The sequence below is a fragment of the Pacificispira sp. HM-600 genome (assembly GCF_977993705.1).
Genome location: NZ_OZ388079.1, coordinates 3,296,194 through 3,311,865, shown reverse-complemented (window position 1 = coordinate 3,311,865; position 15,672 = coordinate 3,296,194). Strand labels below are relative to the sequence as shown.

The following is a 15,672-nucleotide window of genomic DNA, read 5'->3' as shown; positions in this document are numbered from 1 at the left end:
ATGCCCACTTCGACGCAGGCCCCCGCTCGTCCCGCCAAGATCCTCTGGTTGGCAAGACTCGAGCACCGATTTCATGCCTGGCGCGAGAAGCGTGCTCGCCGCCGCGGGTTGAGCGCGAGCATCGTCCCGTTCCCCGGGTACGGCGGCGAGGGTTGGGTGCGCGTCGTCGGACGAGTCTTGATCGTCCGCCCACCCCGCGACACGAAGTCGGGTGAGATCAGCAGCCTCCGCGGATGGCGCAGCTTCGTCGGCATCCCCGTCGGCTACTCCGAGGTGAAGATCACGATCGCGGGTCGCACGCACACCGTCGTGTCTGACCGCGGGGGCGTGGTCGACACGGTCATACAAGCCGAGCTCGAGCCCGGGTGGCAGACGCTCGAACTGTCCGTCGAGAACAGCAAGCCCGTAGAGGCGCGCGTGTTCATCGTCGGGTCCGATGTGAAGTTCGGCGTGGTGTCGGATGTCGATGACACCGTCATGGTGACGGCGCTCCCCCGTCCCCTCGTCGCCGCGTGGAACTCGTTCGTCGTCGACGAGCACGCTCGTCTGCCCGTTCCGGGCATGGCCGTGCTGCTCGAGCGGTTGGTGCGTAGTCACCCCGGCGCCCCGATGATCTACCTCTCCACCGGGGCGTGGAACATCGCGCCGACGCTGACTCGCTTCCTCTCCCGACACCTCTTCCCGCCGGGCGGCATCCTGCTGACCGACTGGGGTCCCACGCACGACCGGTGGTTCCGCAGTGGCCGCGAGCACAAGCTCGACAACCTGCGCCGCCTCGCTGAGGAGTTCCCGCAGGTGCAGTGGCTACTCATCGGCGACGACGGGCAGCACGACGAGTCGATCTACACGGAGTTCGCGAAGGATCACTCGGGGCACGTCGCCGCCGTTGCGATCCGTCGCCTCTCGACCACCGAGGCCGTGCTGGCCGGTGGACGTCAGACCATCGACGATCATTCGGATGCCCAGGCCCCGTGGGTCACGGCGTCGGACGGCGCGGGCATCCTCGACAAGTTGGAGCGCGCGGGCCTCGTCTGACCCTCGACGCGGACAACACTCCGGAGAACCTTGCGCGAACCGCCCGGATCGGAGCTATAAAGGCCTCTGCTGACGAGTTCCACCGGAATGTGGTCCGGTGCCCCGGCACAAGCATCGCTCGGACCGGCCGACAGAGGACCCGTTCACGCAATGGGCGATGGCACGGTGCCCGGCCCTGTTCCGTCTCGCGCGAAACGCGCGGGGGTGGTGCCGAGCACCCGACGGAAGTGCCGCGTCAGATGTGCTTGGTCGTGAAATCCGGCCGCCGCGGCGACCGCCGCCGGCCTCATACCTGTGAGCAGCAGACCGCGGGCTACATCAACACGGCGACCCGTCACGTAGCGATGCGGCGGCAGTCCGTAGTGCGCCGTGAACGTGCGCGCCAGGTGGCTCGGGTCGGCGTCCAATAGGCGGCTCGCCTCAACGAGGGTGATCCCCTCGGTCAGCCGCGACTCCAACAGATCGCGGAGCCGACGCGATGCTGCACGGTCTCGGGTCGGCTGCATCGTCCGACCGCGCGCCGCGCCCAGACGGTCAGCGCTCTCGACGAGCGCGCCCTCGGCCGCCAGCTCTTCTCCCGGCGTGGCCAAGGCCCGATGAGCACGACGCGTCGGCTCGAAGATGTCGATCCGATCGGGTTGATCGACCGCGTGTCCCGCCAGAGCTTCCGGTAGCCAGGACGCGTTCAGGTACGCGACGCGCTTGCGAAAGCCCGCGCTGTCGGGCGCCGCGCGTCCGTCGTGGGCAATTCCGGGAGGAAGAAGTGTTGCCGAGCGAGCATCCGCGATCCTCGGTCGTCCACCGAGTCCGTAGGCGACGGCTCCCTCGTCCACCAGCATCAACGTCCAGTCCGCGTGGGTGTGGGCCGGGTAGGCGTGGAGGGTCATCCGGGCGTGCAGCACCTCGCGCACGGCAGGCACGGCCGGGTGCCAAGCCCGCATCCACGTGTCGGGATCCATGCCAGAAACGTACAAGACGCGACGCATGCCGGGGGCCGAGGATCGGAGCATGGTTGACGAACTCGTGCGCTTTCCCACCCGCATCGCCCTCGTGTTGCGGGATGATCTCGAGCCGTGGCAGACGGTCAACGTCGCCGCGTTCCTCTCGAGCGGGATCGCCGCTGATGTCACACTTTTCGGCGATCCCTACGCGGATGCGGATGGCACGGAGTACCTGGCGATGCTGGGGCAACCGGTCATGGTGATGCAGGGAGATGTCGAGACACTTCGAGCCGTGCGCGCCAAGGCGGTCGCTCGCGAGATTCGCGTGGCCGTCTATGTGAAAGGGATGTTCGCGACGGGGCATGACGCGGCGAATCGAGAAGTGGTCGCGGCATCCGCGGGCGCTGACCTCGATCTGGTGGGAGTCGCTATCCACGGTCCGAAAAACGTCGTCGATCGCATCCTCAAGGGCGTGCCGCGGCACCGGTAACAGCCGCGGGGCGTCGGAGGCCCGGCGTAGGGTTTGAGGCATGTGCGGACGCTTCGTGGTGACCAGACCTCCGGCCGATCTGACGGCCCTGCTCGATGTCGACACGGTGGCCGAAGACCTGCCCGCACCGTCGTTCAACATCGCTCCCACCGACCGGGCGGCTATCGTCCTCGACTCGGCAAAGACGGACCCTCCGACCCGACGCCTCGAGGCCGCGCGCTGGGGCCTCGTGCCGAGTTGGGCGAAGGATGTCTCGATCGGGTCGCGCGCGTTCAACGCGCGCTCCGAGGAGATCGAGGACAAGCCGATGTTCCGTGGTGCGCTCGAGAAGCGTCGCGCGATCGTGCCGACCTCGGGCTATTACGAGTGGAAGACGACCGACGACGGCAAAGAGCCGCACTACATCCACCCGGCGGACGAGTCGCCCCTGCTCATGGCGGGGCTCTACGAGTGGTGGAAGAACCCCGCCGCTGCGGACGACGACCCGGCGCGCTGGGTGCTCAGCTTCACGATTCTGACGCGCGATTCGATCGGCGACCTCGGTTCGATCCACGACCGGATGCCGCTGTTCGTCGACATGGACCACGCCGAGGCCTGGCTCGATACCGACACCGACAACATCGGCGACATCCTCGACGCCGCGATCGACGCCGCACCATCCGTCGCCGCGACGCTCGCCAATCATGTCGTCAGCCGGGCGGTGGGCAACGTCCGCAATAACGGGCCCGAACTCATCGAGCCGCTGGCGTCGTAATCACACGCCGCGTCGGTGATCGAGCCGTCACAGACTGCTGCATTTCGCGATCAGATAGAGCGTTTTGTGACAGGTAGTCCAGGACTCGCTGCCGCTGGGCCGGCTTGAGCGGCGCATCCCCCGTCTCGGGTTCTTCTCATGTTCTTCTCATGTGCGAAGGCCTGATCGGGGTTGTTTTCGGGGGTCGAGTGTCGGTGGTTGGTCGGATGATGTAGTCATGACCGAATCCGCAGTGAATGCCCGTCTTCGGGCTGACGCGCGGATGGACCTGTTGTTGCCGAAACTGATCGAGATCCGTGCCGCGAAAGCCCGGCTCGATGCTGAGGAAGCCCGCGCGCTGGCGGAGGCACAAACCATCGCGGCGGACTGGACCGAAGAAGCCGACACCGGTCGGGTCGGGTCGGATGCCGGTTTCCCGCACCGGTCGATCGCGGCCGAGATCGGCGCCGCATTGCGGGTCAGCGACCGCACCGTGCAACGACAAATGGGTGAAGCCGCAACCCTCGTGCACGACTACACCGGGACATTGGAAGCACTGGATGCCGGGGTGATCTCGGCGGCGCACGTCCGGGCGATCGTCACGGCCGGGACCGTCATCGAGACGCCAGAGATGCGGGGCGAGTTCGAACAGGACGTCCTGCAGATCGCAGCGACCGAATCCGCAACCCGTTTGACGCCGTTGGCGAAGCGGCGGGCGGAATGGTACGCCGACACCACGTTCGAACAACGCCACCGCCGCGCCGTCGAAGACCGCACCGTCTGGGTCACCGACCTCGACGACGGCATGGCTGAGCTTCGCGCGATCCTCCCCGCCGTCATCGCCCACGGCGTTCACGACCGCCTCAGCGAAATGGCACGAACCGTCATTGATGCACGCCGCGTCGAAACTGGCGCGGGCGACGGGTCCGCGGGCACGACTACCGACGCAGGCGGATGCGGGGACGACGGGCCCACGGACTCACCTGATGTCCGCACGACGGACCAGATCCGAGCCGACATCCTCGGCGACCTGCTCCTCACCGCCGCACCCACCGGCCACACCGACCTCGGAGCGATCCGCGCCACCGTCCAGATCACCGTCCCGGTCATGTCGCTCATCGAGAAGCGCATCACCGACCCCTACGAGAGCGCATTCCTCGTCGGACACTCCCCCGTCGATCCCGAAACGGCCTGCATGCTCACCGCGCAGGCACCGGGCTGGGACCGGATCCTCACACATCCGATCTCCGGCCAGGTGCTCGCCGTCGACAGATATAGACCGAGCGAGCAGCAACGAAGACACCTCACCGTCCGAGACCAACACTGTCGATTCCCCGGATGCCGCATGCCCGCCAAACGCTGCGATGTCGACCACACCATCGACCACGCCCACGGCGGCCAAACAGACGTCTGCAACCTCGCCTGCCTCTGCGAGAGACATCACACGCTCAAACACAACACCGCCTGGACCGTCCGACAACTCCCCGGCGGAATCCTCGAATGGACCAGCCCCACCGGCCGCATCTACATCGACACACCGGTCAGCACCATCGAATTCGCACCCGACCCCGAACACGAGATACCCAACGACCCCATCCCCGCCTCGACGACGCGGGTGCCCGAGGAACTCGACCCCGACGACATCGACTTCGACGAGCTCCAGTTCGACCCGCTCGAGCTCATCCCGTTCTGACCATCACCCGCGCCGTTCTGACCCTCACCCGCGAACAAACCCTGCTCGTTGAGCGCGCACAGCGAGACGAAACGACACCGCCGACAACCACCGTTTCGACTCGTCGCTGCCCTCCTCGCTCAACGAACGACACCCCGGTCGTTGAGCGAGCTCGTCAGCAGCCGCTGCAGGGTAGGGCGCCGGCAGTCGCCGAGCTCAGGCGCAGCGCGACGACACGTGTCGCGGCCTCGTCCAAACGCTCCGAAGACAAAGCCCCCGACGCGACGGCACCGGTGATTCCGTCGATCACCGCATTCGCACGCTCCACCGACGAATACGCTACGCCCAGCACCATGTCGTTTCCGGCGACCAGAGCCGCGACCGCATTCGCGACGGGGTCCCGATAGGCAGCGATTCCGGATGCCTCCAGCATCGCCATGTCATCCGTGATCGCAACTCCAGTGAACCCCAGTTCGTCTCGCAGAATGTCGTGCCAGGCCACCGACAGCGAAGCCGGGGCAGCATCCACCGACGTGTACGCGAGGTGCCCGAACATCACCAGCTGAGCCCCGGCGTCGATGCCCGCCTGGAACGGCAGCGCTTCGCCGGCGCGCCACGCGTCGATCGACATGTCCGTGGAAGGAATCGTGCGGTGCGAGTCGCCCGGGGCCGCGCCGTGACCCGGAAAGTGCTTGAGCGTCGAATCGACGAAGGACGCCTCACCCGCCACCGCCTCAGCGACACGTGGGGCGGCAGCCGAGGCATCCGTCCCCAACGAGCGGCGATAGATGAAAGAGCCGGGATCGTCGGTGTAGTCCGCGACGATCCCGAAGTTGACATCGATACCGGCGCGCTCCACGAGAGAGCCGCGTCCCGAGAAAGCCGCGGTCGTCGACTCGGGCGGCGCGGACTTCAGCGTCAGCGACGACGGAAAGTCGTCCCACTTCAACCGGCGCACATCGCCGCCCTCTTGGTCGACGGCCACCAGTGCGGGCAGTGCGGGATCGAGCGAGGCTGACTGCGCGAGCGCGCGCAGCGCCGACTCGGAACCCGACACGTTCGCGCCCATCACGATGAAGCCGCCCGCGCCCGTCTGCTCCATGTACCTGCGCACGGCGGCGGGATCGGTGGAGGGCAGATGCCCCATGACGACGGCGCCGGCCTTCTGGCGCGGGCTCATCGCCGCGACGATGGCGGACGCACGCTCGGCCAGCGCCGCATCGTCGCCCGCAACGACGCGAACCCCTGCGGAAGAATCCGTCGCGGTCGGCTCCGTGGACGGTGAATCAAAGGACGCCGCGTCCGAGGACGGCGATGCGGAGGCTGCGACGAATGCGGACGCGGCAGCCGCAGCAGTCACCTCCGGCGAGGCGGCACGGGCAGCAGCCGCGGACGGTGCGACGCACAGCAGCGCGACAGCCGCCGCCACAGCGGTGAGGGTTCCGCGCCGTTGCATCACCGATCCAGCTTAGGCGTGGTGATTCGACGCGACGCGGTGCTGTTGAATAGTGGATACATCGCCACCGATTCGGAGCACCATGGCCGTCTCACCCCCGCCCGTTTCATCCCCGCCCCCCGCAGGTTGGTATCCCGACCCGGCCGACGCCCGTCAACGACGCTGGTGGGACGGACTCTCCTGGTCAAACCAGACCTCGCCCGTACCGGCGGCACCCGGGGCGCAACCACGGGCGCTGCTCCATTCCGAGTCTCCGACTCCCCCGACGCAGACAAGCATCCCGCCGTACGCGACGCCGCCGTACACAGTCGTCCCGACCGGATCAGCTGTGTCCACACGGGCGGCCCCCGGATCGATATCACCCGCATCCGTCTATCGCCCGCTCGTTCCCGGTACCGGCGGTCAGCTCGGTTCGGGATACACCCCGCCACCCCTTGGCGTGTGGCGCTCCCCCGCAGACACGCGGCCGCTCGTACGCGGCATGGGCGATGCCATCCGCGTCGTCTTCACGCGCTATGCGATGTTCGAGGGCCGAGCCACGCGCGCCGAGTTCTGGTACTTCACCCTCTTCTCCGTGCTGATCACGATCGGCCTGATGTTCCTCAGCGTCGTGCCGATCCTCGGCTACCTCTCGGGTCTCGGGTTTCTCGCCTGGGGACTCGGCATCCTGATCCCGACCCTCGCGCTCTCGGTGCGGCGCCTCCGCGACGCCGGCTTGCACTGGGCGTGGATCCTTCTGTCCCTGGTGCCCTTCGGCGGCATCGCGCTCATCGTGCTGTGGTGCCAGCCCTCGAAGTACCCCTGAGCAAGCCGCGCCCTCCGACAAACCGTTCTGCCGAGCTCAGGTCCGCTCGGTATCCCGCGGCAGCGCCAAGGCGATCTGCTCGGGCAACGTGAGCGGCGCCTTCGTGACGATGTCGTGCACGAACGCGAGCTTGTGGCGCACGGGCCCGACCAGTTCGAACGGGTACAGGTCCGCCGAACCCATCGAGCGGTTGATGCGGTTGAACGCCTGACTCATCCAGTCCCAGTCGGTCAATAGGCGCTGGATCGGTTCGTCCCGGTAGCTTTCCAAGGGTTCGACATCGGTGTCGCGGTTCGTCACGCCCGCGTCGAGGTTGATGCCGATCGCCGCCGCCGTCTGCAAGGTGCCGGTGATGTGGAGGTAGTGGGCGAACGTCTCCGCGAAGTCCTCCCACGGATGCATCGTGGCGTACTCCGAGATGAACGACGCGCTCCACCCCTCGGGCGCGCCGCGCGAGTAGTGGCGAGCGATCGCGTCCTGGTAGCTGGCGCGCTCGTCTCCGAACAGTGCCCGGCATCGATCCCAGGCCGCGTCGTCCGACAACAGAACGTTCTGGAAGTAGTGGCCGACCTCGTGCCGCAGGTGACCGAGCATCGTGCGGTACGGCTCGCCGAGCCGCACGCGCAAGGCTTCGCGTCGGTCATCAAGGCTCTCGGCCAAGTCGATCGTGATGATGCCGTTGGCGTGTCCGATCACGACTCGCTCGCCGGACGACAGACTCGAGACGAGATCGAACCCGAGGCCGCCCTTATTCACATCCCACGGCACGATCGGCAGCCCGAGCTCACCCAGCTGCAGAATCAGGCGCCGCTTGGCCTCCTCGGTCTTCCCGAGCTTTTCGAGGGCGATGGTGTCGTTGCTGTCCGGCTGGCGACGGGTGAGGCGACACGAGAAGCACGTGCCCGCTGGAGCATCCTCTCGCACCAGCCAATTGCAGCCCCAGCCGCGATTCGAGCAGGTGTACCAGGTCACGCCCTCGATCACGGCGCGACCCTGACGGATGCCGTAGAACGAGCGGTCGAGCAAGTTGAAGCCCAGTTCACCCTCGCAGTTGGGGCACGTCAACGTGCCGAGAAAGACGAAGTGGCGACAGTGCGGACAGCGCGGGGCAGAGCTCACGTGTTCACCGTAGCGCCCGCGCCAGGCCGCGAAACGGCGATCGTTAAAACGACGAGCATTGAGGCGCCAAGCATTCAAACCCGAAGGTCGCGAACGCCACGATCAGGGCGCGTACCGGACGATCCCGCCGGGAACCTGTCCGTCGAAGAGCTTCGACAGGGTCACCAGGCTGAACCCGCGATCGAGCAGGCCATCGAGCACCCCGGGCATGACCCGGCTCGTCGCACCCTGAATATCGTGCATCAGCATGATCGTGCCGACGCGTGGAGCACTCACCGCGTACGAGAGCAGGTCGACATCGGATGGCCCGGCCCAATCCCGGGTGTCGACGCTCCACAGGATCGCTGGCATGCCCGCCACACCCAGCACGCGATCATTCAGCGCGCCGTACGGCGGGCGGAATGTCGAGACGGCCTGACCCGAAAGCGAGCGCAGCAGGTCGCCGGTGGACTGCAGCTCGGCCGCGATCCGCTCGTCCGCGAGAGTCGTCAGATCCGGATGATTCCAGGTGTGGTTACCGATCTCGTGCCCCTCGGCCGAAACCCGCCGCACGGTGTCGGGTCTGTTCTGGGCATTGCGTCCGAGCATGAAGAACGTCGCCGACGAGTGCCGATCACGGAGAGCGTCGAGGATGCCGTCGGTCAGCCCACTCGGACCGTCATCCAAGGTGAGGGCCATGCACGGGACGAGATCACAGGGCGTTCGGTCAAACGCCGCACCCGCCGTCGCCGGCCCGAAAAAAGGTCCCTGGGCGTCTGCGATGACGCGTCCGAAGTCTGTGAGCGCCGGATCGTAGGACTCCCGCGGCAGCGACACCCAGACCGGATGCTCCGCATCGGGCGTCTGCCAACCCGCGAGCCCCTCGAGTTCAGGCGCCGTGAAACCCACCGGCAGCGGCACGATCAGTTCGCCACCCACGAATGAGACGTCCTGCAGCGCACGCGCGAGCGATGCGCGTTGCTCCGCCGACGGCTGCCCGACAGCGATCAGGCTCAGTCCCCCCGCGGCGCGCCGAGCGACCGACACGACGTCCTCCCAGAGCACATCGGTCTCACCGATCAGCGCCGCTCCGTCGTCCACGGCGCCGGTCGCAACATCCGTGTACACCGTCGTGATCTGGTCCATCTCGAGGGCCGTGGCGGAGCCGCGCACGACTCGGAGGCGCTGGCCGAAGGTCGACCCGGCCGCGTGCACGATCTCGCACACCACGACCGTGTGCGAGTCGGTCGAGGCGCCGAGCAACTCGGCAGCGGGAAGCGCCGTGACACCGGCCACACACCCGCGCTCACGGAGCGCAGCCTCGACGCCGAACACCTGCGGTTCGTATGCGACACCGACCGCCGCGGACTGCTCGCCGATCGCGGTCCGCACCGCCGCTTCGATTCTCTCGTTCAACGGCTGCGCGCCGGGAAGGTACGCCCAACGCGCCTCCACCCGCACCGCGTCGTTACGGATCCGCTGCGACGCGAGCGCGATGCCCGCGGGATCCACCGGTGGCGGTGGAGCCGTCAGCATCCGTCCCACAATCGGCCACTGGGCGGGTGTCCACGACGGATCGGTGTCGGGTGCACACGCCGACAGGCCGATGACTCCCGCGGCGACGAGCACCGAGGTTAGGAGCTTCCGACGGGTCACCCCGTCACCCGCCGCTCCGCCACGTCGATCTCAGCGAGGAGTTCGGCGAGTTCGGCGTCATACCCTTGGCGCGGACCCGACACGAAAGTCAGCAGGGCGTCGCCCGACACCACGACGCCGACGATGAGCTCGCCGTCCGTTGTGTTCGCGTGCAGCAGTTCCCGGCCGGCGACCGTCCGCTCGCGGCTGAGGGTATCGAGCGGTCGTGGGGAGATGTCCCCGAGAGCCACCACGGGGTCGCCGTCATCACGGACCGCCAGATCGACCTGCATCCGACCGTCGGGGCTCGTGAGTGTCACCCGGGACTCATCGGCGAACGTGGGCCGCATCGCCCAGCCGGCGGGCACGGGCACGGATGCCTCGACGCTCTCACCCCGAATCGTCGTCGTGGTGTCTTCTCCCGCGACGAGCGTCGTGGCCGCGACCCAGATCGGCGGCAGAAGAGCAACGACGGCGACACCGAGCATCGCCGTAACGACAGCCGTCAACACGACGACGCCGAGCGCGCGTTGTACGGAGCCTGTCGCCACGTCGAAATCCTCTCGAACCGCCGGACCGTTGGCGGGTAAGCGCGCCGGACACGCGTCGAGAGTTCGGGTGTTGTGCCAAGCCGCCGCGCCTCCCCGTTTCCGGCGATTGTCCGACCTAGACTCCGGATCGGGGAGCATCAACCGGCGAAATCCGGTCGATCAGGGGCAAGAAAAGGTCACGAGGAGGGGAATCGTGTTCCAGCAGACGAAGGACAGGCGCCTAGCGCAGACGTCCCCGTCCACGCGCCCGCACGATCACGAAAACGGTCGTGAACGGCGCCGCGCACGGGGCCGTCGACTCGTCGCGCTGCTCACCGCCGTAGCCGTCGTGTGCACGCTCGTGGCGTTCGGGATCGGAGTGACGGCTCAGACGAGGGCGGAAGCACGTCTGATCGAGCTCGATGAGCGCATCACCCTGCTGCAGCTGCGCCTCCAAGATCACCTCGACCAGGTCGACAAACTCACCGCTCGCGCGGCCGATCGCCAGGCGCAGAACGACGACGCGCGGGCCGCACTGGGATCCACGGAAGGGTTCCTCGAGTGAGGGCATCGTCATGGACGCTGGTCGTGGTGTCAGGCATCGCGGTCTTCACCATCACGCTCGGCACGATCAAAGTCGCCGAGCTGAACGGCGTGGCCGATATTCGCGAGTCACGGATGCTCGCTCTCGAAACACAGATCACCGATGCCGCGGCGTCCCTGACCGCGCTCCGCACCACGATCGATGAAGAGAACACCGAAGCATCCGCCCTGTCCGAAGCGGCGGCCGCGCGGGTCGCCTTCGTCGACGCGATCGCCGCGCTGCGCACGGCCCTCGACACGGCCGCGAACAAGGTCGACGTCGAATCACAGCGCCAGGCCGCGCTCGATGCGCAGGCGACCGTGACTGCGGCGCCCGCCGAGGCCAGCACCTATGCAGAACCGACCGCGGCCGTCCAGCGCGCCACGAGCGAGGTGGACGCGAAGGTCAAGGCGTACGAGGCTGAGCAGCGCCGTAAGGCCGCGGAGGCGGCAGCGCGGTCGTATTCGGCTGCCGTGACGCGTGGCACGGGTTCGTCACCCTCGACGGGTGGTGGTAGCGCCGGATGGTTCGCCGAGATGCGCGCGATTCTGAACAACGTCGGCGGTGGTGGGTACGCGCTCGTCGAATACGACGGGAACTGCGGCGGGGTGACGGCTCCTGCGTGTGCCAGCAGCAGCGGCACGATCATGGTGTCGTCCGCGGTCGCGAACTGGCCCTACGTGACAAAGGTCTGGGGCATGACGCACGAACTCGCGCACCAGTACCAGTTCCGCGTGTGGAAGCAGATGACGGCGTCGCCGTCGTACCAGACCCTGTTCAACAAGAACCCCGAGTTGCTGGCGAACTGCATGGCCGCCGCCCGCGGGGCGACGCAGGCTTCGGGTGGGTGCGGACCGGCGCAGCTCGGCTGGGCCGCGGGTATCTGGCAGGGCATCGTCGCCGGTTGAGCCGGGTCGAACGAGCGCCGCAACGCAACGCCCGCCGCCGACCGTTGAGAAAGCGAGTCGAAACGCACCGAACGGACGCAACACGCCGCTCCACATACGGCCGGAACGGCGTGTCGCGTCCGCTCGTGAGCGCGGTCCTCAGAGTCAGCCCGCGGCGCCACCCTCGATGGCGACGATGCGGTGGTCGGCGTCGTGGGTCAGCTCAGTCCGCAAAAACAGGTCGTCGATGGGCAGATGCAGGTCGAGCCGCGCGAACGCCGCGATGCGCAACTCACCCGCACCGACCGTGACATCCAGCACATGACCGCCGTCCATCCGGTCCTCAGCCAAGAAGTGCAGGTGCAGACCCGCAACGGCGATGCCCTGGTAGATCCGCGGCGCCCAGAACCCGACCAGGGTCCCCGTCCGCTCGGCCAACACCGTCTCGACCTGCTCACGGGTGACCTCCGTCAGCGGCGGAAGCGGATGGTGCTGCCGCGGCGTCACCCGCACGCGCACCGAGGTCACGACGCCGTCGAACCGCACCGTGTGAAACAGGTTCCGACTCAGGAGCTTTCCCTCGACGTGCGAGGTCAACCCCGCAAGATCGAGATTGTCGATCTGCGTCGCAGCCACATCCGGAAACGGCGCGACATCGACGAACGGCAGGATGTCGGTCTCCGCCATCTGCGTCGGCGCACCATCCACGGTGCACTCGTACGCCCGCCCATCGACGATCACCACCTCGCCGCCGAGCCGGTCGCAGCATCCGATCCCGAAGTCACCCGCGCGTAGCGCATCGGCCACCGGCATCCCCGTCTCGTAGGCACCCGCCAACAGTGCGTCGAGTACGGCGAACTGCGTCACGGCATCGTGCGAGAGGAGGGTCACAGCACCGACGCTATCGCGGGCACCATCAGCAGACTCGCCCGCGCCACCCCACAGGGCGTCAGCTCTTCAGCTTCCGCAGAGCGGAGCGTTTGTGCGCGGCCTGTTTTCCGCTCTTCTCAGATTCGACGATGTACGCCGGCTCGTCGGATGTCGCAGTGAAATGTTGCCCGGCGAACTGGAAGTCGCTCGTCTTTGGTTCCACGACAGTTCCGCGGGTGCGTCCCTGCGGCGTGTCCCAGCTCACGCGGTCACCTACCGACAATTCCTCCGCCACGTTTGCCCCTCGCTCCCGGTCGCCTGTGCTTCATCGTCCCAAAGCGAAGCTGAACCAGGCCGGGGCCTGACGGGACATCCACACGTATGTCGGTGAAACAACAAACGCCCCGCGAAGGGGCGCTTGCCGAAATTCTGTGGACCTGAGGGGACTCGAACCCCTGACCCCCTGCATGCCATGCAGGTGCGCTACCAGCTGCGCCACAGGCCCAAACACTGCCCCGAACGAGCCGAGGCAACCCCGCCAGATTACTACATCCGCGGCGCCCACTCGAATCGAGACGGATGCCGCGAACGACCAGCGACCAAGAGGCCTATTCGGCCGCTGCGGCGGCCGGGGTGGGGAGCTCGATCGGAATGACCGGGCAGTCCTTCCACAGACGCTCGAGCCCGTAGTACACACGCTCCTGCTCGTGGAAGACGTGCACGACGAGGTCACCGAAGTCGAGCAGAACCCAGCGCCCCTCCTGGCGGCCCTCCCGACGCAGGCGCTTCACGCCCGCCTCATGAAGTGCGTCTTCGATCTCGTCGGCGATCGCGCCGACGTTCCGCTCGTTGCGCCCCGTGACGATCAGGAAGGCATCGACGAGCGGAAGCGGGCCCGAGACATCCAGAGCGACCAGATCCTCGCCACCCTTGGCATCGGCGACGGCCGACGCGATCTGCACGAGTTCACGTGCGCGGTCAGTTGCGGGCATTAGAGAGCACCATTCACGAAAGCGAGGATGAGGACGCCCACGAGTGCGAGCGCCAGAACGCCCGCCGTGATCGCCAGGGAGAAGAGGAGTCGGCCGCCCTTTTCGGGCGCCGGCGGACGGATGATCTCGCCCGTGCCGCGCACGGTACTGATCGCGGCGCTCGCGGCGATAGGGGTCGGCGATGACGAAGCGGGCAGCTCACCATCGATGAGAACCGAATCGATGTCCTTACCGTCCGTTGAACGCGGGTCGCCACCGGCGGACCCGAGCCCGTCGGGCAGATGGAACGTGCCCGTGATGAGCACCTCACCGGTCGCATTCACGGGGCCGGACAGCAGGGGCATGTTGGGCGTCTGCGACAGGATCAACGCGCTCGACGCACCGATTGCACCCGTCGACGACGAGTTCCGCACGATGAGCTCGTCGAACGAAGCAGGCAGCTTCGTCGAGATCTCCTCATCCTTCAGCAAGTGCGCACCGAACTGCGGGTCGACCGTCGCGGCGGGCGCGGCATCGATACCGCGAGCGTGGTCGCCGTCGCGCGAGGTGCCTTCGCGGGAAGAATCGGACGCCTCGGCATCCAGGGCCTTCGCCGCCTCCGCCTTCTTCGCGGCCGCTCTCTTGCCACCGGACTTCTTGTCATCCGACTTCTTGTCGTCGGCCTTGCCGCCCTGCACCGCGGGCTCGGCAACCACAGCTCCGGAGGCGACGGGTGCCGAGAACGGCGTGTACCGCGCCGCGGCGGGCTCGCCGAGCGCCGACACAGGCATCTGTGCGGCGATGACGTCGGGCGTGATGACCGGGACGGACGCCGTGCGGATGCGCTCCTGTTCGCGCGCCTGGCGGCGGGTCAGAGGCGAGACGCCCAGATCGACGTGGGCGTCGGGCATCGGCGCCGGCGGGGTGAAGGCGGGGGTTGCCGCACGCGCGAGCGGGGCGGCGGGTGGCGGAGTGGCCGCGACGTACGTGTCTTCTTCGATCTCTTCGTCCGCGCTCGACGCCTCGTTCTGAACGGGAAGTGACCCGGTCGCGTGCAGTTCGCGGAGCTTCTTCCGCGTCAGCGGCTGCTCGGGTGTGCTCATGCGTTGCTCCGATAGAGATGATGCTTGCTGATGTACTGGACGACCCCGTCAGGAACGAGATACCACACCGGGTCACCCCGGTGGACTCGCTCGCGACAGTCCGTCGACGAAATCGCGAGTGCCGGAATCTCGAGTTGACTCACGACCTCACTCGGAAGTCCCCCGGTGTCCAGGACGTGTCCGGGGCGACTCACGGCGACGAAGTGCGCGAGGTTCCACAGCTCATCATGGTCCCTCCAACTGAGAATCTGCGCTACCGCGTCCGCGCCTGAGATGAAAAAAAGGTCGGCATCGGGGCGCAGCTTCCGAAGATCCCGCAATGTGTCGATCGTGTAGGTCGGACCACCGCGATCGATATCGACGCGGCTGACCGTGAATCCCGGGTTCGAAGCCGTCGCGATAACGGTCATCAGGTAACGATGTTCGCTATCGCTGACCTTCTGCTTCTGCCAGGGCGTTCCCGTCGGCACGAAGATGACCTCGTCGAGGTCGAGGTGACTGGCGACCTCGCTGGCGGCGACCAGGTGACCGTGGTGGATGGGGTCGAACGTGCCGCCCATCACCCCGATCCGGGGCCGCTCCCCTGCGTCCGTCGTCATGCCCGACCTAGTGGCCGCTCGCCGTCCCGTGCTCGACTGCCGCGTTTTCCGTCGGCGTGCCGTGGCTCTGGGCGAACGCCTGGGCCTTGCCTGCGTGGCGGTTGGCCACGTCGCGATAAGAGAAGACCACGAGAGCGAGCGCTGCGAACACGACCAGCGCGATGACGAAGAAACCCACCGTCTCCAGCGCGACGTTGCCTTGTTGACCCTCTTCGGCCGCGGCCAAGATCGTCGTGACAAGCGTCATTCTCATGCTCCGTTCGG

General features: G+C 67.3%; 18 protein-coding genes, 1 tRNA gene and 1 pseudogene. 8 read left to right on the top strand and 12 right to left on the bottom strand.

What is annotated here, in order from left to right:
* Positions 1-1,035, top strand: coding sequence for an App1 family protein (locus tag ACXZ1E_RS15845; RefSeq protein ID WP_458041394.1), 1,035 nt, complete (start codon positions 1-3; stop codon positions 1,033-1,035).
* Between the two features lie 143 nt (positions 1,036-1,178).
* Here the strand turns inward: ACXZ1E_RS15845 and ACXZ1E_RS15840 are convergent, their stop codons facing one another.
* Positions 1,179-1,994, bottom strand: a complete 816-nt coding sequence (locus ACXZ1E_RS15840; protein WP_458041393.1) for a helix-turn-helix domain-containing protein — start codon at positions 1,992-1,994, stop codon at positions 1,179-1,181.
* Positions 1,995-2,043: 49 nt separating this feature from the next.
* Here ACXZ1E_RS15840 and ACXZ1E_RS15835 point away from each other — a divergent pair, with 49 nt between their 5' ends.
* The 3 genes from ACXZ1E_RS15835 (at position 2,044) to ACXZ1E_RS15825 (ending at position 4,892) form a co-directional block, all read left to right on the top strand.
* Complete coding sequence (locus ACXZ1E_RS15835) at positions 2,044-2,466, top strand: DUF2000 family protein (RefSeq protein WP_458041392.1); 423 nt, start codon at positions 2,044-2,046, stop codon at positions 2,464-2,466.
* Between the two features lie 40 nt (positions 2,467-2,506).
* Positions 2,507-3,220, top strand: coding sequence for an SOS response-associated peptidase (locus ACXZ1E_RS15830; protein ID WP_458041391.1), 714 nt, complete (start codon positions 2,507-2,509; stop codon positions 3,218-3,220).
* 217 nt (positions 3,221-3,437) lie between these two features.
* Positions 3,438-4,892, top strand: coding sequence for a DUF222 domain-containing protein (locus ACXZ1E_RS15825; RefSeq protein ID WP_458041390.1), 1,455 nt, complete (start codon positions 3,438-3,440; stop codon positions 4,890-4,892).
* A 154-nt stretch (positions 4,893-5,046) separates the two neighbouring features.
* On the opposite strand, the gene ACXZ1E_RS15820 is transcribed toward ACXZ1E_RS15825, so the two are convergent.
* A complete protein-coding gene (locus ACXZ1E_RS15820; protein WP_458042960.1) occupies positions 5,047-6,327 on the bottom strand; it encodes a glycoside hydrolase family 3 N-terminal domain-containing protein in 1,281 nt (426 codons plus the stop codon).
* An 82-nt stretch (positions 6,328-6,409) separates the two neighbouring features.
* Between ACXZ1E_RS15820 and ACXZ1E_RS15815 the strand changes: the two are divergent.
* Together ACXZ1E_RS15815 and ACXZ1E_RS15810 are read left to right on the top strand one after the other, a co-directional pair.
* A pseudogene (locus ACXZ1E_RS15815) lies at positions 6,410-6,535 on the top strand (DUF2510 domain-containing protein); the annotation flags it as partial.
* A gap of 120 nt (positions 6,536-6,655) precedes the next feature.
* The gene (locus ACXZ1E_RS15810) at positions 6,656-7,132 is read left to right on the top strand and encodes a DUF805 domain-containing protein (protein WP_458042959.1); all 477 of its coding nucleotides are present in this window, start codon (positions 6,656-6,658) and stop codon (positions 7,130-7,132) included.
* Positions 7,133-7,168: 36 nt separating this feature from the next.
* Here ACXZ1E_RS15810 and ACXZ1E_RS15805 read toward each other — a convergent pair whose 3' ends face one another.
* The 3 genes from ACXZ1E_RS15805 to ACXZ1E_RS15795 form a co-directional block, all read right to left on the bottom strand.
* Entirely contained in the window at positions 7,169-8,251 is a 1,083-nt protein-coding gene (locus tag ACXZ1E_RS15805; RefSeq protein ID WP_458041389.1) for a zinc-binding metallopeptidase family protein, read from the bottom strand.
* 102 nt (positions 8,252-8,353) lie between these two features.
* On the bottom strand, positions 8,354-9,886 hold the full coding sequence (locus tag ACXZ1E_RS15800; RefSeq protein WP_458041388.1) for a polysaccharide deacetylase family protein: 1,533 nt from the start codon (positions 9,884-9,886) through the stop codon (positions 8,354-8,356).
* Complete coding sequence (locus tag ACXZ1E_RS15795; protein WP_458041387.1) at positions 9,883-10,416, bottom strand: hypothetical protein; 534 nt, start codon at positions 10,414-10,416, stop codon at positions 9,883-9,885. Before ACXZ1E_RS15795 ends, ACXZ1E_RS15800 begins: the two co-directional genes overlap by 4 nt.
* A gap of 193 nt (positions 10,417-10,609) precedes the next feature.
* Here ACXZ1E_RS15795 and ACXZ1E_RS15790 point away from each other — a divergent pair, with 193 nt between their 5' ends.
* Positions 10,610-10,960, top strand: coding sequence for a hypothetical protein (locus tag ACXZ1E_RS15790; protein WP_458041386.1), 351 nt, complete (start codon positions 10,610-10,612; stop codon positions 10,958-10,960).
* Positions 10,957-11,886, top strand: coding sequence for a hypothetical protein (locus tag ACXZ1E_RS15785; RefSeq protein WP_458041385.1), 930 nt, complete (start codon positions 10,957-10,959; stop codon positions 11,884-11,886). The genes ACXZ1E_RS15790 and ACXZ1E_RS15785 overlap by 4 nt, the downstream gene beginning before the upstream one ends.
* A 144-nt stretch (positions 11,887-12,030) precedes the next feature.
* On the opposite strand, the gene budA is transcribed toward ACXZ1E_RS15785, so the two are convergent.
* From budA to ACXZ1E_RS15750, 7 genes are all read right to left on the bottom strand, one after another.
* Positions 12,031-12,756 (bottom strand): acetolactate decarboxylase, encoded by a 726-nt coding sequence (gene budA, locus ACXZ1E_RS15780; protein ID WP_458041384.1) that lies wholly within the window; start codon positions 12,754-12,756, stop codon positions 12,031-12,033.
* A gap of 58 nt (positions 12,757-12,814) precedes the next feature.
* Positions 12,815-13,000 carry a DUF2945 domain-containing protein gene (locus tag ACXZ1E_RS15775; RefSeq protein ID WP_458041383.1) on the bottom strand — a complete coding sequence of 62 codons (186 nt, stop codon included), beginning with the start codon at positions 12,998-13,000 and terminating at the stop codon, positions 12,815-12,817.
* Positions 13,001-13,167: 167 nt separating this feature from the next.
* Positions 13,168-13,240: transfer RNA gene (locus ACXZ1E_RS15770), tRNA-Ala, on the bottom strand.
* 103 nt (positions 13,241-13,343) lie between these two features.
* Entirely contained in the window at positions 13,344-13,727 is a 384-nt protein-coding gene (gene rsfS, locus ACXZ1E_RS15765) for a ribosome silencing factor (protein WP_458041382.1), read from the bottom strand.
* Positions 13,727-14,809: a hypothetical protein gene (locus tag ACXZ1E_RS15760; protein WP_458041381.1), complete on the bottom strand. Its 1,083-nt coding sequence runs from the start codon at positions 14,807-14,809 to the stop codon at positions 13,727-13,729. Before ACXZ1E_RS15760 ends, rsfS begins: the two co-directional genes overlap by 1 nt.
* Positions 14,806-15,408 carry a nicotinate-nucleotide adenylyltransferase gene (gene nadD / locus ACXZ1E_RS15755; RefSeq protein WP_458041380.1) on the bottom strand — a complete coding sequence of 201 codons (603 nt, stop codon included), beginning with the start codon at positions 15,406-15,408 and terminating at the stop codon, positions 14,806-14,808. Before nadD ends, ACXZ1E_RS15760 begins: the two co-directional genes overlap by 4 nt.
* Positions 15,409-15,415: 7 nt before the next feature.
* Positions 15,416-15,655 (bottom strand): hypothetical protein, encoded by a 240-nt coding sequence (locus tag ACXZ1E_RS15750; RefSeq protein ID WP_458041379.1) that lies wholly within the window; start codon positions 15,653-15,655, stop codon positions 15,416-15,418.
* Positions 15,656-15,672: the final 17 nt, after the last annotated feature.

Bases quoted from the DNA above. Each gene is read 5' to 3' on its own strand.
- ACXZ1E_RS15845 (WP_458041394.1), top strand. From the start codon at position 1: ATGCCCACTTCGACGCAGGCCCCCGCTCGTCCCGCCAAGATCCTCTGG.
- ACXZ1E_RS15840 (WP_458041393.1), bottom strand. From the start codon at position 1,994: ATGGATCCCGACACGTGGATGCGGGCTTGGCACCCGGCCGTGCCTGCC.
- ACXZ1E_RS15835 (WP_458041392.1), top strand. From the start codon at position 2,044: ATGGTTGACGAACTCGTGCGCTTTCCCACCCGCATCGCCCTCGTGTTG.
- ACXZ1E_RS15830 (WP_458041391.1), top strand. From the start codon at position 2,507: ATGTGCGGACGCTTCGTGGTGACCAGACCTCCGGCCGATCTGACGGCC.
- ACXZ1E_RS15825 (WP_458041390.1), top strand. From the start codon at position 3,438: ATGACCGAATCCGCAGTGAATGCCCGTCTTCGGGCTGACGCGCGGATG.
- ACXZ1E_RS15820 (WP_458042960.1), bottom strand. From the start codon at position 6,327: ATGCAACGGCGCGGAACCCTCACCGCTGTGGCGGCGGCTGTCGCGCTG.
- rsfS (WP_458041382.1), bottom strand. From the start codon at position 13,727: ATGCCCGCAACTGACCGCGCACGTGAACTCGTGCAGATCGCGTCGGCC.
- ACXZ1E_RS15760 (WP_458041381.1), bottom strand. From the start codon at position 14,809: ATGAGCACACCCGAGCAGCCGCTGACGCGGAAGAAGCTCCGCGAACTG.
- nadD (WP_458041380.1), bottom strand. From the start codon at position 15,408: ATGACGACGGACGCAGGGGAGCGGCCCCGGATCGGGGTGATGGGCGGC.
- ACXZ1E_RS15750 (WP_458041379.1), bottom strand. From the start codon at position 15,655: ATGACGCTTGTCACGACGATCTTGGCCGCGGCCGAAGAGGGTCAACAA.